This is a genomic window from Tenacibaculum soleae, from assembly GCF_001693415.1.
In the GTDB taxonomy this organism is placed as follows: Bacteria; Bacteroidota; Bacteroidia; order Flavobacteriales; family Flavobacteriaceae; genus Polaribacter; species Polaribacter soleae.
Window position 1 is genome coordinate 72,748 of sequence record NZ_MAKX01000013.1, and the last position, 22,511, is coordinate 95,258.

Here is a 22,511-nt window from a genome sequence, read left to right on the forward strand (position 1 = left end):
AAATTATGAATACAAAAACGCAAACAAAATCTGAAACAGTTTCAAAGCAGAAAATACATATTTCTGGAGCAGAAGCTGTTGTTAAATGCTTACTTGAAGAAGGAACAGATTTAATTTATGGATATCCTGGTGGGGCAATTATGCCGGTATATGATGAGCTATACAAATACCAAGATAAAATTAATCATGTGCTTACTCGCCATGAGCAAGGAGCTACGCATGCAGCACAAGGATTTGCAAGGGTAACTGGTAAAGTTGGTGTAGCAATAGCAACTTCTGGACCTGGAGCTACGAATTTAATTACTGGTATTGCTGATGCACAAATAGATTCTACACCGATGGTATGCATAACAGGTCAGGTAGCTTCTCATTTATTAGGGTCGGATGCTTTTCAAGAAACTGATATAGTTGGTATTTCTACTCCAGTAACTAAATGGAATTATCAAATAACAAAAGCTTCTGAAATTCCAGAAATTTTTGCAAAGGCATTTTATATAGCAAAATCAGGTAGACCAGGGCCTGTATTAATTGATATTACGAAAGATGCTCAGTTTGATACTTTTGATTTTGAATATGAAAAATGTACTTCAGTACGTAGTTACCAAGCAAAACCAGCAGTTAATATAACAAAAGTAGCAGCTGCTGCATCATTAATTAATAACGCTAAAAAACCAATGATTATTTTTGGGCAAGGTGTTATTTTAGGAGAAGCAGAAGCAGAGTTTAAGAAGTTTATAGAAAAAGCAAATATTCCGTCAGCATGGACAATTTTAGGATTGTCAGCATTACCAACAGAACATGAATTAAATGTGGGTATGGTTGGAATGCATGGTAATTATGCGCCTAATAAATTAACAAACGAATGTGATTTATTAATAGCTGTAGGAATGCGTTTTGATGACCGTGTTACAGGAGATTTAAGTAGATATGCTAAACAAGCAAAAGTAATTCACTTTGAAATAGATCCTGCTGAAATTGATAAAAACGTAAAAGCAGATGTTGCTGTTTTAGGTGATGTTAAAGAGAGTTTAGCACAAATATTACCGCTAATTAATGAAAATAAACATGATCAATGGTTAGAAGAGTTTACAAAACTAGAAGCTATTGAATATGAAAAAGTAAAGAAAGAAGATTTATATCCAACCAAAGATGGTTTAACAATGGCTGAGGTTTTGAAGGAAATAAATATAGCTTCAGGAGGCGATGCGATTATTGTTTCTGATGTTGGTCAACATCAAATGTTTGCATGTCGTTATGCTAAATTTAACAAAACTAAAAGTAATGTTACTTCAGGTGGTTTAGGTACAATGGGCTTTGCATTACCAGCTGCAATTGGGGCTAAAATGGGAGCACCAGAAAGAGAGGTTGTAATGATTGCTGGTGACGGAGGTTATCAAATGACAATTCAAGAATTAGGAACTATTTTACAAACCAAAGCAGCAGTTAAAATTGTTGTTTTAAATAATGAATTTTTAGGAATGGTACGTCAATGGCAACAATTGTTTTTTGACAAACGATATGCATCGACAGAAATGACTAATCCAGATTTTATAGCGATTGCAAAAGGTTACAGTATAGATGCAAAAAGGGTTACCAAAAGAGAAGATTTAGCAGGTACTGTTAAAGAAATGATGGAATCTAAAGATGCATATTTTTTAGAAGTTTGTGTTGAGAAAGAGAATAATGTATTCCCAATGATTCCAACAGGAGCATCAGTTTCAGATATAAGATTAGCATAATTATGGAAAATAAACAAACATTTACCGTTTCGATTTATACCGAAAACAAATTAGGGTTGTTGAATAGAATTTCAGGAATTTTTTTAAGAAGACACATTAATATTGAAAGCATGAATATTTCTAAATCAGAAATAAAAAGTGTGTCTAGGTTTACGTTATTAGTTAAAGTAACAGAAGAACAAATAAAAAAAATTATAGGTCAAATAGAAAAGCAAGTAGAAGTTATAAAAGCGTATTATCATACAGATGAAAATACGGTATATCAAGAATCATGCTTGTTTAAATTGAGTTCTAATTTATTAACAGAGAATGACGAAATTCAAACTATAATAAATAGTAGTAAATCTAGAGTAATTAATATAAATAAAGACTTTTTTGTACTTGAAAAATCAGGAGCTAAAGAAGAAATAGAAGAATTATATCATACGTTAGATCAACATGGTATTATGCAATTTGTTAGATCAGGACGAATTGCAATTACCAAAGACGAAATGAAAATATCAACATTATTATCAACAAACAACTAAAAAATGGCAACAAATTATTTCAATACATTATCATTAGCAGGAAAATTAGAACAATTAGCAAAATGTAGATTCATGGACTCATCAGAATTTACTGATGGAGTAAAAGCATTGCAAGGAAAGAAAATTGTTGTTATTGGTTGTGGAGCTCAAGGATTAAACCAAGGTTTAAACATGAGAGATTCAGGATTAGACGTTTCTTATGCTTTAAGAGCTGCTGCAATTGAAGAAAAAAGAGCTTCTTTTAAAAATGCATCAGAAAACAATTTTAACGTAGGTACTTTTGAAGAGTTAATTCCTACTGCAGATTTAGTATTAAACCTTACACCAGATAAACAACACACAAGAGTTGTAAACACGGTAATGCCTTTAATGAAAAAAGGAGCTACATTATCTTATTCTCATGGTTTTAATATTGTAGAAGAAGGAATGCAAGTTCGTGAAGATTTAACGGTTATTATGGTTGCACCAAAATGCCCTGGTACAGAGGTAAGAGAAGAATATAAAAGAGGTTTTGGTGTACCAACTTTAATAGCAGTACACCCAGAAAATGACCCAGAAAATAAAGGATGGTCTCAAGCAAAAGCATATGCCGTTGCAACAGGTGGTCATAAAGCAGGTGTATTAGAATCATCGTTTGTTGCTGAGGTTAAGTCTGATTTAATGGGAGAGCAAACTATTTTATGTGGTGTATTACAAACAGCTTCTATTTTATCATTTGAAAGAATGGTTGAAGAAGGAATTGAACCTACATATGCATCTAAATTAATCCAATACGGATGGGAAGTTATTACCGAAGCTTTAAAGCATGGAGGAATAACAAATATGATGGATCGTTTATCAAATCCAGCTAAAATTAAAGCATTTGAAATTTCAGAAGAATTGAAAACTATTTTAGCGCCATTGTTTACAAAGCATATGGATGATATTATGTCAGGTCATTTTTCAAGAACAATGATGGAAGATTGGGCTAATGATGATGTTAACTTATTATCATGGAGAGCAGCTACAGGAGAAACTTCTTTTGAAAAAACAACAGCTACAGAAATAGAGTTTAATGAACAAGAATATTTTGATCATGGTACTTTAATGGTTGCTTTTGTAAGAGCAGGTGTAGAGTTAGCTTATGATAACATGGTAGCATCAGGTATTAAGGCTGAGTCAGCTTATTACGAATCTTTACACGAATTACCATTAATCGCGAATACCGTAGCAAGAAAGAAATTATATGAAATGAATCGTATTATTTCTGATACAGCTGAATATGGATGTTATTTATTTGATCATGCTGCTAAACCAATGTTAGTTGATTTTATGAAAGACGTTGATACTTCTGTTATTGGTAAATCATTTACATCTTCTAATGAAGTAGATAATTTAGATTTAATTGCTGTAAACAATGCAATTCAAGGACATCCAATTGAGGCTATTGGTAAAACATTAAGAGCGTCAATGACCGCCATGAAAACAATAGATCAAGAAGAAGAAAAAGAAGCAGTAGTTTTTCATTAATAATATGCAAGTAAACACCACATATTCACCAACAATAAAGGCAATTGAGGAGGCTGTAGCTACACTAAAAGGTGTAGCTATAGAAACTCCTTTATTCAAAAATTATATTTATTCAGAAAAGTTTAAGGCAAATATTTTCCTTAAAAGAGAAGATTTACAACAGGTTAGATCTTACAAAATTAGAGGAGCATATAATAAAATTAGTTCGATAACTGAAGAACAACGAGGTAGTGGAATTGTTTGTGCAAGTGCTGGAAATCATGCGCAAGGTGTTGCTTTTGCTTGTAAGAAATTAAAAATTCATGGTACTATAGTAATGCCAGCACCTACACCAAAACAAAAAGTAGAACAGGTTAAAATGTTTGGTGGAGATTATGTTGATATTGAATTATCTGGTGATACTTTTGATGATGCTTATAAGTTTGCAAAACACGTATGTGATACTTTAGGTAAAACGTTTGTGCATCCTTTTGATGATGAAAAAATTATAGAAGGGCAGGCAACAGTTGGTTTAGAAATGATAAACCAATCTAAAGAGGCTATAGATTATGTATTTGTTCCTGTAGGAGGAGGAGGATTAGCTTCAGGCCTATCTAGTGTATTTAAATTACTGTCTCCAAACACAAAAATAATAGGAGTAGAGCCAGCAGGAGCTCCATCTATGAAAACATCTATTTCAGCTAATAGAAATGTTAAGTTAGAAAAAATAGATAAGTTTATTGACGGTGCAGCAGTACAACAAGTAGGGAATTTAACTTTTAATATTTGTAAAGAAAATTTACATGATATGATAACGGTTCCTGAAGGAAAAGTATGTCAAACGATTTTAGATTTATATAACAGAGAAGCAATTGTTGTAGAGCCAGCTGGAGCTTTAACAATAACAGCACTAGATTTTTTTGCTGATGAAATTAAAGGTAAAAATGTTGTTTGTGTTGTAAGCGGTAGTAATAACGATATAACAAGAACAGCCGAGATTAAAGAACGTGCATTATTGTATGGTAAATTAAAGCACTACTTTATCATTCGTTTTCCGCAAAGAGCAGGAGCATTAAAAGAATTTGTAATAGACGTTTTAGGAGAAAACGATGATATTACATATTTTGAATACTCAAAGAAAACGAGTAAAGAAAATGCACCAGCTGTAGTAGGTATTGAACTTGTTAAAAGTGAAAATTTAGCACCTTTAATAGCTAGAATGAAAGCACTTAATTTTTATGGTGAATACTTAAATGATAAACCAAATTTATTTGAATTTTTGGTGTAGTATTATTTTAAATATTTTTTAAGAATAGATGAAGCGCACCAACGGTTGTTGGTTAATGCGCTTTTTTAGTTATGTACAAGTATTACATTTTATGAAAAATGTAATATATATATATATTTATCGCTAAAAAACATCAAATTAAAGATATATTAACTTTTTTTTTATTTAAAAAACTAAAGAGAACTATGAAAAAAACAATTGAATATTCTTCAACTCGATTTTATGTTACTCAAAAAGTTTATGAAGAACTTATTATTAATACTGACTTAAAACTCAAGATAAATACATCTCCTATAAAAGGAAAACACCCAGAAGGATTATATCTAATTCCAAATAAAATGGCTAGAACATTTATTGAATCTAAACAAGAAAGTTTCAATTGGAGCATACATAAAAACTTCAAACAAGACTCAATACCTTCGGAACTAAGAATTTATTTTAAACATAAATAAGTGTACCAATTTTTTATTTAGCATATAGATACGTAAGTAATTAGTCTTGTATAAAAACGTTCAATTCATTTAAAATAAAATCACATCCTTCGTTAATTTCTTTATCAGAAATGGTTAATGGAGGAGTGATTCTTATAGCACTACCTTCAAAAAGCAACCAAAATAAAATTAAGCCCTTATCTAAACAATTTAAAATAACTTTTGAAGCAATTTCAGGAGATTCAACTAATAAAGCCAACATTAATCCGCGCCCTCTAATTTCTTTAATGGCAGTGTTATTTTTAAATTTATCCCTAATTAATTTCTCTTTCCTTAGTGTTTCTTCGATGAGGTTTGATTCAGTAATTTCTTTTACAGTAGCCAAACCAGCACTTGCAATTACAGGATGTCCACCAAAAGTTGTAATATGTCCTAATTTTGGATTTTCTTTAAGGCAATTCATAATTTCAAAAGAAGCAATAAAAGCACCAATCGGCATTCCGCCACCTAAACCTTTACCAGTTATAATAATATCAGGAATAACATTGTAATTTTCAAAACCCCAAAATTTTCCGGTGCGCCCAATTCCTGTTTGAATTTCATCTAAAATTAATAAAGCACCAACTTCTTCACATCGTTGCTTTACTTTTGTTAAATAATTATTTTGTGGTTCAATAAAACCAGCACCACCTTGAATCGTTTCTAAAATAACACCTGCTGTTTTTGTTGTGATTTTTGCTAAATCGGCTTCGTTATTAAATTCAATAAATTTAATACCAGGAACCAACGGACGAAATGCGCGATTTTGTTGTTCGGCACCACAAACACTCATTGCGCCTTGGGTATTACCGTGATAACTGTTTTTAGCGGCTATCATTTCATCTCTGCCTGTAAAACGTTTTGCTAGTTTTAGGGCACCTTCAGTAGCTTCAGTTCCCGAATTAACGATGTAAACAGAAGATAAGTTTTCAGGTAATGTTTTTGCTAGTGCTTTACACAATTCTAGTTGAGGTTTTTGTATAAATTCTCCATACACCATAACATGCGTATATGAATCTAATTGATTTTTTATAGCATTAGTAACTTTGGGGTGATTATGTCCCAAGGTATTTGCAGATACACCAGCAACAAAATCTAACATTTTTTTTCCGTTAGCATCGTAAATGTAACTACCATTAGCATGTGATATTTCAATAGCTAATGGATGTGGTGTTGTTTGCCCTTGATATTTTAAAAAATCGTTTTTCACAATTTATTATTTAATTTTTTTTAATTCTAACTCAGGTTTTAAGGCTCTTGATTTTTTAAAATCTTGCCTTTTTATAGTTTCTTTTACAAACATTTTTTTAGCTTTATTAATTGCTGAGTTATTTTTTTTAACCTTAACAGGAGTTGTAGTGTTTTTATCTTTCACAAAAATATCTTCTACTGTTTTGGGTTGTTCATCTTCACGCCAAATAAAACCTTTAAACTTTTTTTCTTCAGAAGGAAATTCTGATGGCGGAAATGTTTTTCCTTCTGTTTTTTTAAAGTATTTTGTTTGAATAATTTCGTTGTTTTCTAAGGTAAATTCAATATCACTAGCTATTTCTTTGGTAATAGTTTCTAGTTTTAAAGATTCTTCATTTCTGTTATAATATAACGATTCTGCATTTCCTTTCACAAGCATAATCCTTAAATCATTTTCTTCAAATTTACCGTAAATATTTCTTCCTTTTATTTGATTAAAATCATCTGTAGATAAAGAATCTTTTTGAATCATAAAAGCATTTTGTAATACTCTTAAAGAGTCTAATTTATTGGTTTTTTTATTACTTAATAGTTGAATGCTATCTCCTGTAATTTGACTTTTACCTGACCATAAAATTGGGTTATTAAACATTCGTGTAAGCCCTGTGTTTTGACTTGTGTGAATGGAGTCGCATTTTCCTTGTAAATCAGATTTAAAAATTTTAACATTTTTAAAAATTCGAACAATTCTTTTTTCAGGCCTACCAGTTAGTAAAATTTTATCACCAGCAACATACATAGAATCTTTATCGAGCAAAGAAATTGTAACAGCTCTTTTAGTAATAAAGAGTGAATCTTTTTTTTCGTATAGTTCTGCATAATTACCTTTAGTAACCATATTTTGAAGTGTGTCAATTACTTTTATTCGATTGGTTGCAGAAGCAAAACCTTTGCGTTTATCATAATAAAGGCTATCAGCTAAAATTGTACGTTCTTTTAAAAAAAGTTTTGCGTTTTTTACAAAATAAGAAATATCGGTATTGGTATCGTAAAACCCTCTTTCAGAATAAACTTTTGTGCTATCTTTTAAATTTGTAACGGTACTGGGACCATATAAATAAGCTAAATTTGAGTTTGTATAATAATCTAAATGGTCAGATTCTAAATTGTTATCAGGGTTTACTACGGTAACTTTAGATTTTGCTGTAAATTTTTTGTCTCTTAAAAAATAAGTTCCTTTAATGCTTTTTAAGGTGTTTTTTTTATCACGAATCGTTCCGCCATTTGGGTAATATAAAATTTGATTTTGACGATCAAAATGAAGTGTATCAGTACTCATTTTCATTTCTTTATCGTTAATTTCAACGTTTCCCCACGATTTTGCTTTTTTGGTATTTCCATTGTAAAGCGTAAAATCACTGTATTGAATAATACTATCACCTTGTTCAATAACAACCTCACCAAGGGCTTTAAAAATATTTTCTTTTTTATAAAGTAAGGCTCTTTGGCAGTCTAAAGTAGCACCTTCATGTTCCATTTTTACATTACCAATAAGTAAAGTAGCACCGGGATATTTAGCTTCATCAGTAAGTGCCTGTTGTGTAGAAAGGATTTTTATTTTTTTTGCTTGAGAAAAACCTGTAGTAATATATAATAAAAAAGATAAAAGAAATATTTTTTTCAAAGTAACCATATTTAGAAAGCAAAAATAACGAAAAGAACTTGCGGTTTTTCTTAATAAATCAATAAAATTATAACATTAAAAAGAGTGTGTCGTATTTTATTGGCTATTTTTGTGCAAATTAAAAAAGAATTTTTATGAGTGCTCATTTTGATTTATCAATAGAAGAAATGAAGTCTTATGGCTATAAAATAGTCGATTTAATAGCTGAACATTGGGATACTTTAAAAGATAAAAAACCTGTTACTTCTGCTACACGTAAAGAAATGGATAATTTATTTTTGCAAGAAGCTCCTGATAAAGGAATGAATGCAAATGAAGTATTAGATTTTGTGATGAATAACGTGATACCTAATAGTACTGTTATTTCGCATCCAAAAGCATATTCTTTTGTACCAGGACCTAGTAATTTTATTAGTACAATGGCTGATAGTTTAGCTACAGGTTTTAATGTTTTTTCTGGAGGATGGATGGTTTCTCCTGCAGCAGCAGAATTAGAAATAGTAACTATGAACTGGTTGTTAAAAATGTTTAATTTTCCTGTTGAAAAAGGTGGAGGTATTTTTACAAGTGGTGGGTCAATGGCAAACTTGACAGCTTTGGTTACAGCTCGTCGTATTAAGTGTGGAGATGATTTTTCAAAAGCTGTTATTTATTTATCTGATCAGGCACATTCTTCTAATATTAAAGCAGTTCGTGTTTTAGGATTTAAAAAAGAGCAGATTCGTATTTTGCCAACTGATATAGAGTTTAGGATAAGTATAAATAAACTAAAAAATGCCATAGCTAAAGATAGGTTAGAAGGGTTACAGCCTTTTTGTTTTTTAGCTTCGGCAGGAACAACAAATACAGGTACTGTTGATCCTTTAGATGAAATAGCAGACATTTGTGAAGAAGAAAATTTATGGTTTCACATTGATGGAGCTTATGGAGGAGCTGCAATTTTATCTAAAAAAGGAGCAAAAGCTTTGCGTGGAATCGAAAGAGCAGATTCTTTAACTGTTGATCCGCACAAGTGGTTTTATCAACCCTACGAAATCGGATGTTTATTAGTAAAGGATTCGTCATGGTTAAGTGGTACCTTTAGCGAAAAACCTGAATATTTAAGAGATATTGAAGGAAATGAGTCTGAAATAAACTTTTATGATTACGGGATTCAATTAACACGAAGATTTAGAGCGCTAAAATTTTACATGTCGATAAAAACATACGGCTTAGATACTTTTAAAAAAGCAGTTAGTTATAACATTAAACTAACGGATGATGTTGAAAAAATATTAAGAAAAAGTAGGCATTGGGAAATTATTTCTCCTGCAACCTTAGCAGTAATTAACTTTAGATATAACCCAATTGGATTAAATTTATCAGAAAAAGAGATTGATGTTTTAAATCAAGAAATTTCTAAAAAAGTAATGGATTCTAAAGAGGCGTTTTTAGTAACAACTATTTTAAATAAACAAGTTGTATTACGTATGTGTTTGATAAATCCAAAAACGACTATTGATGATATAAACGAAACATTAGCTTTGTGCCATAAATTTGGACAAGAAATATTAAATAAATAAAAAAAGGAGCTCTTAAGAGCTCCTTTTTTTATTTTGAATTTTTAGCAAATTCTCGTTTCATATGTTCTTTTGATTTTCCTTTGGCAATAGAAGTTGTTTGCCATTTATCATTTAAAATCATTTTACCTACATAAGTTATTTGACCAATATGATAAGGGTAATGAGCTATTTGCCTAGTAATACTCTCTATAAGTTTATGCTTTTTATTTCTGATATAAATAGGTTGCTCGAAATTAGTTTCATTTAACGAACTTAAAGCAGTAAATAAGCAATTCCACCCATTTTCCCATTTAGTTAATAATTCATCCTTTGATAAACTTTGAGTTTTAAACTCGGCATCTCTATCTCTTGATTCCTTTTCACCATCTGAAGTAAAAAAATCGGTCCAACGCGATAACATATTTTCAGAAACATGTATCATTATTATAGCAATACTGTTGCTTTCTTCGTTGTACTTAAAATGCAATTCTTTTTCTTGTAGTTGCGCAATGGTTTTGTCAGCTACTTGTTTATACGATTTAAATTGCGTTGTTATATTTTGTAAATATTCGTGTACCATTAAATGCAAAAAAAAAGGAACTCAATTAGGGTTCCTTTTTAAATTTATCTATTAATTGTTTGTTTTCTATCAGGTCCTACCGATACTATTTTTACAGGAACTCCGGTCTCTTTTTCAATAAAAGCAACATAGTCTAGTAAGTTTTTTGGTAACTCATCAGCATTTGTCATTTTTGTTAAATCATCTTCCCATCCTTTAAATTCAGTATAGTTTACTGAAATATTTTCAGGCTCAATATTATAAGGTAAATGTGTAATTTCTTCTCCTTTATAATTGTATGAAGTACATACTTTTAAGGTGTCAAATCCAGAAAGTACATCTCCTTTCATCATCATTAATTGCGTAACACCGTTTACATCAACAGCATATTTTAAAGCCACTAAATCTAACCAACCGCATCTTCTTGGACGACCAGTAGTTGCCCCAAATTCATGACCAACTTTAGCCATTTGTGCACCATCTTCATCAAATAATTCAGTAGGAAAAGGTCCAGAACCAACACGTGTTGTGTAGGCTTTAAAAATACCAAATACATCTCCAATTCTGTTAGGAGCAATTCCTAAACCAGTACAAGCACCTGCAGCTGTTGTGTTTGAAGAGGTTACAAAAGGATAGGTACCAAAATCGATATCTAATAATGATCCTTGCGCACCTTCAGCTAAAATTGTTTTTCCTTCTTTTATTGCTGAGTTTAAAAATTCTTCAGAATCTATAAATTGTAGTGTTCTTAATTTTTCAATTCCTAAATCAAATTCAGCCTCTAATTCATCTAAATCATATTCTACTTGCACATCAAAATAAGCAAGCATACTTAAGTGCTTTTGAGTTAAAGCTCTATATTTATCTTTCCAATTATCAAGTTCTAAATCACCAACACGCATTCCGTTTCTACCAGTTTTGTCCATATAAGTTGGACCAATACCTTTTAAAGTAGAACCAATTTTTGCTTTTCCTTTAGATGTTTCAGAAGCAGCATCTAATAAACGGTGAGTTGGTAAAATTAAATGTGCTTTACGAGAAATTAATAATTTAGATGTATAATCGATATTATGAACATCTAAATTTTCTAGTTCTTTTTTAAAGATAACAGGGTCTATTACCACTCCATTACCAACTACGTTTAAAGCGGTTTTATGAAAAATTCCAGAAGGAATTGTGTGTAAAACGTGTTTGTTACCGTCAAAGATTAAGGTATGACCTGCGTTTGGACCTCCTTGAAATCGTGCAATAATATCGTAATTACCTGTTAGTACGTCTACGATTTTACCTTTTCCCTCGTCTCCCCATTGTAATCCGAGTAATAAATCTACTGCCATTTAGTGTGTTATTAAGTGTATTTGTTGTTGTTATTTTTTGTTGCGTTTTGTTCCGTAAAAATAGAGTGAATGGTTGTGAATATCAATATCAAAAACATCTTCAATTGTTTTTTTGATGATTTGAATTCTAGGGTCACAAAATTCTTTAACTTCTCCAGAGTCAGTTAAAATTACATGATCGTGATTTTTATCGAAATAACTTTTTTCGTAACGTGCCATTGATTGCCCGTCAAATTGATGTTTACGAACCAAACCACAATCTAAAAGTAAATCCATCGTATTGTAAAGTGTTGCTCTACTTACACGATAGTTTTTATTTTTCATTTTAATATATAATGATTCGATATCAAAATGCTCTTCAGCACTATATATTTCTTGTAAAATAGCATAACGTTCTGGTGTTTTTCGATGCTTGTTTTCTTCTAAAAAAGTAGTGAAAACTTTTTTTACAATTTCTTGATTTTCGACTGAGTTACTCATTCTTATTTAAAAATTTACGGACGGACAAATTTACGTTTATTTATTGATAAAAAAACAAGGATATTAAAATGATATTTACAATGTATTAACACGCTCTACTTTTTGTACTCCATCTATCTTTTTTATGTTGTCAATTAACTTATTAAGTTGGGCTTTGTTTTTTACACTTAACGAGAGTTTTCCTGCAAAAACACCATGATCTCCTGAGATATTAATGCTATGAATATGTACATCCATACTATTTGAAATAATACGTGTAATACTATTAACGATACCTTTATTATCTATTCCTGATAAATTTAAAATGGCTGTAAACTCTTGTTTGGTAGAGTCAATCCATTTAGCAAGCATAATTCGATATGCGTAATTTGACTGTAATGAAATAGCATTAGGGCAATCTTTTTTATGAATTTTTATACCTTCGTTTATGGTTACAAAGCCAAAAACTTTATCGCCTGGGATAGGAGAGCAGCATTTTGCTAATGTGTAATCTAATGTTTGTTCTTCTTTACCGAATACTAAAGCGTCATATTTATGGGTGATTTCTTCTTTTTCTGAAATTCCTTTTGATGGGTTTCGACGAAACGTATTTTTAATAAAGCCCATAATGAGTCCGCTTCGTTGTGTAACAAACTCCTTTAATTGTGTATTGTCAATAGCACCGTTACCAACTCTAAAAAATAAATCAAAACTTGTTTTTAAACCAAAATAATTAGCAAGTTCGTGTATTACTTTTTCTCCTGATCCAATTTTTAAATGGCGTAATTTTCGTAATAAAATTGCTTTTCCTTCTTCTGCAATTATCTTTTCTTCAGCTTTTAGTGCTGATTTAATTTTAGTACGTGCTCTTGCAGTTAATACAAAATCTAACCAACGTACATTTGGTTTGTTGTTGCTAGCGGTTAGCACTTGTACTTGATCACCGCTTTTAAGGGTGTGGCTTAACGGAACTAATTTTCCGTTTACTTTGGCTCCTCTACATTTTAAACCTACATCGGTATGAACAGAAAAAGCAAAATCTAGCGCAGATGCTCCTTTAGGTAGTGATTTTAAATCTCCTTTAGGAGTAAAAACATATATTTCTTTTGCGTATAAATTAAGTTTAAAATCTTCAACAAAGTCAATGGCATCAGCACTTTGGTTTTCTAAAGTTTCTTTTAGTTTATTTAACCAACCTTCTAGTCCGTTTTCCTTAACATTACCTTGTTTGTATTTAAAGTGTGCTGCATATCCTTTTTCAGCTATTTCGTCCATTCTTTCAGAGCGCACTTGTACTTCAACCCATCTTGATTGTGGGCCAATTACGGTAATATGTAAAGCTTCATAACCTGTTGATTTTGGTTGTGAAATCCAATCTCGTAAACGGGCAGGGTTTGGTTTAAAAAAATCGGTTACGATAGAGTATATTTTCCAAGCATCAAATTTTTCATCATCAGAGGTTGGTTCATAAATAATTCGAATTGCAAATTTATCGTATACTTCATCAAAGGTTACGTTTTGTTTTCGCATTTTTCTTCTGATAGAAAAAATTGATTTAAAGCGCCCTTTAATATCATATTTAAAACCTTCTTTATCTAAAGCTTCTTTTAAAATACCAGTAAAGCTATCAATATATTTTTGTTGTTCTTCTTTACTGTCTTTTATTTTGGTTAATATATCTTTATAAACTTCAGGTTCGGTATATTTTAATCCTAAATCTTCTAATTCTGTTTTTATATTGTATAAACCTAATCGATGTGCTAAAGGCGCATAAATGTATAAGGTTTCTGAGGCAATTTTTACCTGTTTATGGGCAGGCATTGCGTCCATGGTTTGCATGTTATGCAAACGATCGGCAATTTTTATTAAAATAACTCTTACATCATCATGTAAGGTAAGTAGCATTTTTCTAAAATTTTCAGCTTGTATTGAGTAATCTTGCTCTTTTTTTAGATTAGAAATTTTGGTAAGTCCGCTAACAATACGTGCTATGTTTTCACCAAATAAACGCTCCATATCATCAATAGTGTAATGGGTGTCTTCAACAACATCGTGTAATAATGCTGCGGCAATTGAGGTAGCTCCTAAGCCAATTTCATAAGCAACAATTTTAGCTACAGCAATTGGATGATAAATATAAGGTTCGCCTGTTTTTCTTCGTTGTTCAGAATGAGCTTCAACAGCAATATCAAAAGCTTTACGTATTAATTTTTTGTCATTATCAGATAGTGTTTGGTAGGTTCCTTTTAATAAATCTTTATATCTGTGGGCTATTTCTTTATTTTCTTCTTCGATCGTTGCATTATAACTCATACGCTTAAAGTTCTTTTTGTTAAATACGTTTCAAAATAAAAATAGTGTAAAGAAACTTACTGAGCAAGTTTTCGTTAAAAATGTTTACAATAATAAAAAAGTATTTATACAGTAAACATCGAGTGTTTTTCCTCTAATATATATTGATAAAAAAAGATATATTTGTTATATAATTCAGAGGTAACAAGACTTTAAAATATTTAAGTCCCCCTGAAATATCATTTAAGATGATATTTGGATCTCCGACTTTTTATAAAGTCGGAGATTCTTTTTTACTTTTTTTTACCGCTAGGCAACCTTTTTTACAATGTGCTAGTCTTTATATTTGTAAGCGTGTAAATTAACTATTCGAATTGAAAATTATTCAGTTACATAAAAATCAATCTGTATTAATAAAAAAAGCAAAAGAGCAGAATAGAGAAGCTCAGCAGCTATTATTTGAACAGTACTCGCCTAAAATGTTAGGGGTTTGTAGGCAATATGTAAAAGATATGCACCATGCTGAAGATTTAATGCTTTCAGGGTTTTTAAAAGTATTTACAAAATTAGATACCTTTAAAAATGAAGGGAGTTTTGAAGGGTGGATTCGTAAAATTATAGTAAACACTTGTCTTACTTATTTAAATAAAAAAAATCCGATTCAATTAACAGATGAAGATTTTGTTTTTGATGATGTTGCTACCGAAAATTTAGAAAATACATCGGTAGAAGATATTCAGAAATTAATAGACCAATTACCTGAAGGCTATAAATTAGTTTTTAATTTATATGCCATTGAAGGATATAAACATTCAGAAATAGCTAAAAAATTAAATATTTCAGAAGGTACCTCTAAGTCGCAATTGTTTAAAGCCAGAAAGTGGTTGCAACAAAGCTATATAAAAATGAATCAGATTGAAAATGCAGACAAATAAAATAGATAAACAAATAGCTGATAAACTTAAAGATAGGGAATTTAAACCTTCTTTATCAGCCTGGGAACGTTTAAGTGAAGAGTTGAATAAAGAGCCAGTTAAGAAAAAACATAGTTGGGTTTTGTACCTAGGTTATGCAGCAAGTATTGTTGTGTTAATTGGTGCAGGTTTTTTATACATATTAAATAATAATAAACTTACTCCTCAAAATATTATAGTTAATGCAACAACTGATACTTTAAAACTTAAAGAAGTTAACCTAAAAGAAATTATACCTGTTGAAGAAGCAATTGTAAAAGTGATTGAAAGAAAGGAAAAATATAAAAATATAAAAACTAAAAAAATACAGTTTAAAGAAGAATCTAAAAGGACAGTAGCCAATGTGTCAAAACAACGTATTGGTAAAATTTTAGTTAATCATAAAGTTAAAAAAGAAGATAAAGATTCAACGATTGCAAATAGTAAAAAAGGCAAATCAAGTATACTTGTAAATAGTGATGATTTGTTGTTTGTAGTAACACATTCGCAAGAAGAGGTAAAAGAGTATTATGCGAAGTATAAAATTAATAGAAAAGATGTGTTAGATACTATTCGAAAAGAATTAATAAAATCAAACCTTGCCATAAATCCTGAAACTATTTTGGCCGAAGTAGAGTATGATATTAAAGAAACTGATTTTGAGCAAAATTTCATGAAAAAATTCAAATCAAAACTATCAAATGTAATTGTAGCAATTGCAGATAGAAATAAGTAAACGCTTACCAATTATCGATAATTAAATTACCAAATTATTCCATTTAATTTAAAAATTTAAAACATGAAAAGAATACTATTATTAGTGTTGTTTGTAACAACTATTGCCCAATCTCAAGAAAAAACATTTGAAAATGAGGTGAAAAAAATATCTAAAAATATTGATAAAATAACAACACAGCAAAAAGACTCCTTAAAAATAAAGGTAAAAGAAATTAATTTAAAAGTTGATAAAAAAGAGCTTACACTTGATGAGGCTAATGCTTTAAAAAAGTCAGCAGCAGTTTATCATGCGAGACAAATAGAAAATTTAATTAGTGAACAAGAGCAAAATTTACAACAATTAGTGCAAGATAAAACTGATGGTAAAATAGCAAGTAATAATGATGTTGACTATGAAGATACTTTTAGAATAGGAGGAACGACATTTAAGTTTAACTTATCGGATGATGATGTTAAGAAAAAAAGAAATAGAAAAAATAAAAGAACCACTACTCAGTTTGTTTTTGCTTTAGGTGTAAACAATGTTTTAACAAATAATAAATTTAGCTCATTAAATGATTCTAAGTATAAATTTTGGCAATCGCATTTTTACGAATTAGGTTTTACATTTAAAACACGTTTTTCAAAAGAACCATCGAAAACATATTTTAAATATGGGGTATCATTTTTATGGAATAATTTAAGAGCCGAAAATAACCAATATCATGTTGTAAATGGAGATGAAATAGCATTAAATGAACATACAAATAATCTTATAGAAAGTAGATTACGCCATGTTCAAATGACTTTTCCGATGCATTTAGAATTTGATTTTTCAAAAAATAAAAAGTATTCAGATGAAGAAATTGTTGATAGAACACATCAATCTATTCGCTTCGGGCTTGGAGGTTTCTTTGGGTTTAAGTTAGGAACTCGCCAGTATTTAGAATACAAAAACGCACAAGGTATTAATGTTGAAGAAGTACAAAAAGCTAGTTTTAACACCAACACAATTAATTATGGACTAAGCGCATATTTTGCTTACCAAGGTTATGGTTTGTATGTTAAATATGATTTAAATCCTTTATTTAAGAATACAGACACACGAAATATTTCATTAGGATTACGATTTGATATTAATTAAGGTATTGACTTTAATAAAAAAGAGAAGTGTTTAAACTTCTCTTTTTTTATTTACTTCCCATTCATGGCGTAAATCACCAGAAAGTTTTCCGGTGCCGTCATGTTTCCAACCAGGAGGCTTTAGTAGATATAAAAACTTTTTTCCTAAAGAAGTTTTGCTTTTAAAAACATCAGTAAACATATTACACCATTCTAAAAAAGCAATTTTAATAGGATTATATGTATTTATATTAGTAACTAAACCATATATAGGTTTTTCAACTTCGGGTTCAAAAGTACTAAATAGTTTATCCCAAATAATAAAAATACCCGCATGGTTTCTATCTAAGTACTGCGGATTTGTAGCGTGATGTACCCTGTGATGACTAGGTGTATTAAAAACAGCTTCAAACCAATTGGGTAATTTTTTTATCAATTCAGTATGAATCCAATATTGGTATAATAAGCTAATACTCATTTGAGTTAATATCATTAAAGGATGAAATCCGATGATAGCCAAAGGTGCCCAAAAAATAAAAGTATAAAAGCTACCGGTCCAAGTTTGCCTTAAAGCGGTACTTAAATTGTGTTTTTTTGATGAATGATGCACTACATGACTTGCCCAGAAAAGCCTACTTTTGTGTGCAATTCTATGATTCCAGTAATACACAAAATCTTCAGCAAATAACAAAACAATCCATGACCACCATATAAAAGGAATCGTAAAAAATCTGTAACTATATAGTAAAGTAAAAATTGTAAAAATTACTCCTTTGGTAAATAAACCTATAGCAACATTACCTAAACCCATTATTATTGAAGTAAAGGCATCTTTAAATTCATAATCTTCTAACTTAACTTTAACAGTGAGTATAACTTCAATAATAACAGTTATAACAAAAAAAGGAATGGCGTAATGTATTAAGTTTGGTGTTTCAGGGAGTTGCATAAAAAAGGTTTAGTTACAAACCTACATAAAAAATAGTGATTGTTTTTAAAGGTAAGAATTTGTTTAGATAGGAAAAAACAGTATATTTGCAGGCTTAAAATAAATTTTAAACAATTTAATTATGAATCATTACGAAACTGTTTTCATTTTGAATCCCGTTTTATCTGAAACTCAGATAAAGGAGACAGTAAAGAAGTTTGAGGACTACTTACTATCTAAAGGTGCAGAAATGATTTCTAAAGAAGATTGGGGCTTAAAAAAATTAGCTTACCCAATTGAAAAGAAAAAAAGTGGATTTTACCACTTATTAGATTACAAGGTAGCAGGAGATGCGATTGCTCCTTTTGAATTAGAGTTCAGAAGAGACGATAGTGTTATGCGTTATTTAACTGTAAAGTTAGACAAACATGCTGCAGCTTGGGCTGAAAAGAGAAGAAATCGTGTTAAATCTGCAAAAAAGTAAGAAATGGCATCAATAGATCAACAAGCAAAAGGAAACAAGCAAGGAGAAGTACGTTACTTAACTCCGCTTGATATCGAAACTAAAAAAGAAGCTAAATACTGTCGTTTTAAAAAGAATGGTATTAAATACATCGATTATAAAGATGCTGACTTCTTAATGTATTTAGTAAACGAACAAGGTAAAATTTTACCAAGACGTTTAACAGGAACATCATTAAAATATCAACGTAAAGTGGCACAAGCTATTAAAAGAGCGCGTCACTTAGCATTAATGCCATATGTTGGTGATTTATTAAAATAATAAAGAAGTAGACACATGGAATTGATATTAAAACAAGACGTAGAAAATTTAGGTTTTAAAGACGATGTTGTAACTGTTAAGAATGGTTATGGTCGTAATTGCCTAATTCCTCAAGGATTTGCAATTTTAGCTACTTCTTCAGCTAAAAAAGTATTAGCTGAAAACTTAAAGCAACGTGCTTTTAAAGAAGCTAAATTAGTAGAAGATGCTACCAAAGTGGCTGAAGCTATTAAAGGATATGAAATTAAGATTGCTTCTAAAGTAGGTTCTGGTGATAAATTATTTGGTTCGGTAAACAACATTAATGTTGCTGAAGCTATAGCTAAAGCTGGTACTGTAATTGATAAGAAATTTATCAAAGTTACTGGAGGTAGTGTAAAAAGATTAGGTAAATATAATGCTGCTGTACGTTTGCACAGAGCTGTAGTTGCTGATATTGTATTTGAAGTTGTTGCTGAAAAGTAATAGTTAAAATAATATATATTATAAAACCTACTCATTTTTGAGTAGGTTTTTATTTTTTATAGTATTTAATAGGTGAAAAGGAGGTTTTTCCTTACTGTTTATTAAAAGTAATTGATGACATTTGTAATATAAATAAAGAATAGGGGACTTTATTACAATTAAAATATAGTCTTTTAAGGGATTGATTATATTTTAAAAAACGCTGATCTTATATAAGATCAGCGTTTTTTTTATAGTTTTATATCCTCTTGATTTTTAAGAATATCCTCAAATGTCTCTCTTTTTCTTATTAAATAATCTTTTCCTTTGTAAATCATAACTTCTGCAGGTTTAAACCTTGAATTGTAATTTGAAGTCATAGAAAAACAATAAGCACCAGCATTATGGAAACATAAAATATCCTCTTCTGATATTTCATTAATTCTTCTATTTGAGCCAAAAGTATCAGTTTCACAAATATAACCTACAACACTATAAAAACGCTCTCTACCTTTAGGATTTGATAGGTTTTCTATATAATGATAAGAATTATATAGCATTGGGCGAATTAAATGATTCATTCCACTATCAATACCAGCAAAAACAGTAGAAGTAGTTTGTTTTATAACATTAACTTTTGCTAAAAAGTAACCAGATTCACTTACTAAAAACTTACCAGGCTCAAACATTAAGGTAATATTTTTGCCATATTCTTTACAAAATTGATTAAAGCGAGTGGATAATTTTTCTCCTAATTCAACAATATCTGTAGAAATATCATCTTTTTTATAAGGTACTTTAAATCCGCTTCCGAAATCAATAAAGTCAATGTTTTTAAATTGTTTAGCAACGTCAAATAATATTTCTGAAGCTCTAACAAAAGTATCAATATCTAAAATATCAGATCCGGTATGCATATGAATACCATTAATACGCATTCCTGTATTTTCAACAACTCTTTTTATATGTGGTACTTGATGAATTGATATTCCAAATTTAGAATCAATATGACCTACAGAAATATTACTGTTTCCGCCAGCCATAATATGTGGATTTATACGAATACAAACAGGTACTTTAGGGTGTTTTTGACCAAACAATTCAAGTATAGATAAATTATCAATATTAATTTGAACTCCTAATTTAGCTACTTGTTCAATTTCTTGTAATGATACTCCATTTGGTGTGTAAATAATATCTTTTGGTTTAAAACCAGCATGTAAACCAAGTTTAACTTCTTGAATAGAAACAGTGTCTAGTCCACTTTTTAAAGTGTTTAAAACCTTTAAAATATTAATATTAGATAAAGCTTTTGCAGCGTAATTTATTTTTACACTTTTAACTTTAGAAAACGCTGTGGTTATCTTTTTATATTGCTGCGTTATTTTTTCGGTATCATATACATAAAGTGGTGAACCATATTTATTGGCTAAATTTAATAAATCTTCTCTATTCATTCTTCTTTGTTGTTTAACTGCGTCAAATTTATAGAAGTCTGTATACCTAAAAAATTATTTATAAAAACTATACAAATCTGTTTCTTTTGTAAAAAAAGGTTGTTATCAGGAAGAGAAAAGGTGATTCTCCTAAATAAAGGGATTGAAAATAGATTCATATTTGTATTGAAATAAAAATAAGGGGATTTATTTCAATTTAATATTTATTATATTTTCTGTAGGGCTAGGAGATGTCATAAAAAAACTCTAGCTTTTGCTAGAGTTTTTTGTTTTTATAAAAAGTTAAGCTTAGTTAAATTTAACAGCTACTTTTTCAGCAATTCCAACAATTACTTCGGTAGCTTTTAAAATACTTTCTACAGGTACGTATTCGTAACGTCCGTGAAAGTTGTGTCCGCCGGCAAAAATATTTGGGCAAGGTAATCCTTTGTATGATAGTTGAGATCCATCGGTACCACCACGAATAGGTTTAATTAAAGGTGTAATTCCGATATCATTCATAACCTCTTCGGCAATATCAACAATATGCATAACAGGAGTTACTTTTTCTTTCATGTTGTAATATTGGTCTTTGATTTCAATTTCAATTAAGTCTTGACCTAATTTTTTATTCATGGTTGAAACTAAATCTAACATGGCTTGTTTACGATTTTTAAACAATTCCATATCATGGTCTCTAATAATGTATTGTAAAGTTGTTTTTTCAACTTTTCCTTCCATATTGTGTAAATGGAAAAAACCTTCGTAACCAGTTGTTTTTTCAGGCACTTCATTGGATGGCATTGCATTAATTAATTCGCTGGCAATTGTCATTGAATTAATCATTTTTCCTTTTGCATAACCAGGATGTACTATTTTACCATTAACAGTAATTTTAGCACCAGCAGCATTAAAGTTTTCATATTCTAGTTCTCCAATCTGACTTCCATCCATAGTATATGCCCATTGAGCACCAAATTTTTCAACATCAAACATGTGTGCACCTTTTCCTACTTCTTCATCAGGAGGAAAACATACTCTAATTTTACCATGCTTAATTTCTGGATGTTGAATTAAATATTCCATCGCAGAAACGATTTCGGTAACACCAGCTTTATCATCAGCACCTAAAAGTGTAGTTCCGTCAGTAGTAATAATTGTTTGTCCTTTATATTGTAATAAATCTTCAAAATAATCTGGAGATAATACAATGTTTTCTTCTTTATTTAAAAGAATATCTTTTCCGTCGTAATTTTCATGAATTTGAGGCTTTACATTTGCGCCAGTAAAATCAGGACTTGTATCAATATGAGCAACAAAACCAATGGTTGGCACTTCGTAATCTAAATTACTAGGTAAGGTTGCCATTAGATAACAGTTTTCATCTAAATCAACTTCTTCCATTCCTATTTCTTTCAATTCTTTTTCAAGAACTCTAGCTAAATCCCATTGTTTTTCGGTACTCGGAAAAGCAGGGTTGTTAGGATCACTTTCTGTATCAATAGTTACGTATTTTATAAATCGATTGATGATATGTTGTTTGTTCATTGTT

21 protein-coding genes are annotated in these 22,511 nt (G+C 30.2%); 12 read left to right on the plus strand and 9 right to left on the minus strand.

Annotated features, from left to right (window positions below):
* The first annotated feature begins 5 nt into the window (after nt 1–5).
* From ilvB to BA195_RS09965, 5 genes are all read left to right on the plus strand, one after another.
* Nucleotides 6–1,739 carry a biosynthetic-type acetolactate synthase large subunit gene (gene ilvB / locus BA195_RS09945; protein ID WP_068705013.1) on the plus strand — a complete coding sequence of 578 codons (1,734 nt, stop codon included), beginning with the start codon at nt 6–8 and terminating at the stop codon, nt 1,737–1,739.
* A 2-nt stretch (nt 1,740–1,741) separates the two neighbouring features.
* Nucleotides 1,742–2,266 carry an acetolactate synthase small subunit gene (ilvN, locus tag BA195_RS09950; protein WP_068705015.1) on the plus strand — a complete coding sequence of 175 codons (525 nt, stop codon included), beginning with the start codon at nt 1,742–1,744 and terminating at the stop codon, nt 2,264–2,266.
* 3 nt (nt 2,267–2,269) lie between these two features.
* Complete coding sequence (ilvC, locus tag BA195_RS09955; protein WP_068705017.1) at nt 2,270–3,775, plus strand: ketol-acid reductoisomerase; 1,506 nt, start codon at nt 2,270–2,272, stop codon at nt 3,773–3,775.
* Between the two features lie 4 nt (nt 3,776–3,779).
* Complete coding sequence (gene ilvA, locus BA195_RS09960; protein ID WP_068705019.1) at nt 3,780–5,042, plus strand: threonine ammonia-lyase IlvA; 1,263 nt, start codon at nt 3,780–3,782, stop codon at nt 5,040–5,042.
* A 185-nt stretch (nt 5,043–5,227) separates the two neighbouring features.
* Nucleotides 5,228–5,494: a hypothetical protein gene (locus BA195_RS09965; protein ID WP_068705021.1), complete on the plus strand. Its 267-nt coding sequence runs from the start codon at nt 5,228–5,230 to the stop codon at nt 5,492–5,494.
* Nucleotides 5,495–5,534: 40 nt separating this feature from the next.
* On the opposite strand, the gene BA195_RS09970 is transcribed toward BA195_RS09965, so the two are convergent.
* Both BA195_RS09970 and BA195_RS09975 read right to left on the minus strand, forming a co-directional pair.
* On the minus strand, nt 5,535–6,722 hold the full coding sequence (locus tag BA195_RS09970; RefSeq protein WP_141677689.1) for an aspartate aminotransferase family protein: 1,188 nt from the start codon (nt 6,720–6,722) through the stop codon (nt 5,535–5,537).
* 6 nt (nt 6,723–6,728) lie between these two features.
* A complete protein-coding gene (locus BA195_RS09975; protein WP_245662343.1) occupies nt 6,729–8,387 on the minus strand; it encodes an OstA-like protein in 1,659 nt (552 codons plus the stop codon).
* Between the two features lie 134 nt (nt 8,388–8,521).
* On the opposite strand from BA195_RS09975, the gene BA195_RS09980 reads away from it, so the two are divergent.
* A complete protein-coding gene (locus BA195_RS09980; RefSeq protein ID WP_068705027.1) occupies nt 8,522–9,949 on the plus strand; it encodes a pyridoxal phosphate-dependent decarboxylase family protein in 1,428 nt (475 codons plus the stop codon).
* Between the two features lie 28 nt (nt 9,950–9,977).
* Here the strand turns inward: BA195_RS09980 and BA195_RS09985 are convergent, their stop codons facing one another.
* The 4 genes from BA195_RS09985 to BA195_RS10000 form a co-directional block, all read right to left on the minus strand.
* Complete coding sequence (locus tag BA195_RS09985; RefSeq protein ID WP_068705029.1) at nt 9,978–10,508, minus strand: DUF1572 family protein; 531 nt, start codon at nt 10,506–10,508, stop codon at nt 9,978–9,980.
* Nucleotides 10,509–10,552: 44 nt separating this feature from the next.
* Nucleotides 10,553–11,824, minus strand: a complete 1,272-nt coding sequence (locus BA195_RS09990; protein WP_068705031.1) for an adenylosuccinate synthase — start codon at nt 11,822–11,824, stop codon at nt 10,553–10,555.
* 30 nt (nt 11,825–11,854) lie between these two features.
* Nucleotides 11,855–12,304: a Fur family transcriptional regulator gene (locus BA195_RS09995; protein ID WP_068705033.1), complete on the minus strand. Its 450-nt coding sequence runs from the start codon at nt 12,302–12,304 to the stop codon at nt 11,855–11,857.
* A gap of 75 nt (nt 12,305–12,379) precedes the next feature.
* Entirely contained in the window at nt 12,380–14,596 is a 2,217-nt protein-coding gene (locus BA195_RS10000; RefSeq protein ID WP_068705035.1) for a RelA/SpoT family protein, read from the minus strand.
* 353 nt (nt 14,597–14,949) lie between these two features.
* On the opposite strand from BA195_RS10000, the gene BA195_RS10005 reads away from it, so the two are divergent.
* The 3 genes from BA195_RS10005 (at nt 14,950) to BA195_RS10015 (ending at nt 17,389) form a co-directional block, all read left to right on the plus strand.
* Entirely contained in the window at nt 14,950–15,510 is a 561-nt protein-coding gene (locus tag BA195_RS10005) for an RNA polymerase sigma factor (RefSeq protein WP_068705037.1), read from the plus strand.
* On the plus strand, nt 15,491–16,264 hold the full coding sequence (locus BA195_RS10010; RefSeq protein WP_141677690.1) for a hypothetical protein: 774 nt from the start codon (nt 15,491–15,493) through the stop codon (nt 16,262–16,264). The genes BA195_RS10005 and BA195_RS10010 overlap by 20 nt, the downstream gene beginning before the upstream one ends.
* Before the next feature lie 63 nt (nt 16,265–16,327).
* On the plus strand, nt 16,328–17,389 hold the full coding sequence (locus BA195_RS10015) for a hypothetical protein (protein WP_068705042.1): 1,062 nt from the start codon (nt 16,328–16,330) through the stop codon (nt 17,387–17,389).
* A 30-nt stretch (nt 17,390–17,419) separates the two neighbouring features.
* Here BA195_RS10015 and BA195_RS10020 read toward each other — a convergent pair whose 3' ends face one another.
* On the minus strand, nt 17,420–18,316 hold the full coding sequence (locus BA195_RS10020) for a sterol desaturase family protein (RefSeq protein ID WP_068705044.1): 897 nt from the start codon (nt 18,314–18,316) through the stop codon (nt 17,420–17,422).
* A 121-nt stretch (nt 18,317–18,437) separates the two neighbouring features.
* Here BA195_RS10020 and rpsF point away from each other — a divergent pair, with 121 nt between their 5' ends.
* Genes rpsF through rplI form a run of 3 tightly spaced genes read left to right on the plus strand, consistent with a single transcriptional unit; the run spans nt 18,438 to nt 19,544 of the window.
* Nucleotides 18,438–18,779: a 30S ribosomal protein S6 gene (rpsF, locus tag BA195_RS10025; protein ID WP_068705046.1), complete on the plus strand. Its 342-nt coding sequence runs from the start codon at nt 18,438–18,440 to the stop codon at nt 18,777–18,779.
* A 3-nt stretch (nt 18,780–18,782) separates the two neighbouring features.
* Nucleotides 18,783–19,079, plus strand: coding sequence for a 30S ribosomal protein S18 (gene rpsR / locus BA195_RS10030; RefSeq protein WP_068705048.1), 297 nt, complete (start codon nt 18,783–18,785; stop codon nt 19,077–19,079).
* Nucleotides 19,080–19,094: 15 nt separating this feature from the next.
* Entirely contained in the window at nt 19,095–19,544 is a 450-nt protein-coding gene (gene rplI, locus BA195_RS10035; protein WP_068705050.1) for a 50S ribosomal protein L9, read from the plus strand.
* A 230-nt stretch (nt 19,545–19,774) separates the two neighbouring features.
* Here rplI and lysA read toward each other — a convergent pair whose 3' ends face one another.
* Both lysA and pepT read right to left on the minus strand, forming a co-directional pair.
* A complete protein-coding gene (gene lysA / locus BA195_RS10040; protein ID WP_068705052.1) occupies nt 19,775–20,980 on the minus strand; it encodes a diaminopimelate decarboxylase in 1,206 nt (401 codons plus the stop codon).
* A 288-nt stretch (nt 20,981–21,268) separates the two neighbouring features.
* The gene (gene pepT, locus BA195_RS10045; RefSeq protein WP_068705054.1) at nt 21,269–22,507 is read right to left on the minus strand and encodes a peptidase T; all 1,239 of its coding nucleotides are present in this window, start codon (nt 22,505–22,507) and stop codon (nt 21,269–21,271) included.
* Nucleotides 22,508–22,511 lie beyond the last annotated feature (4 nt).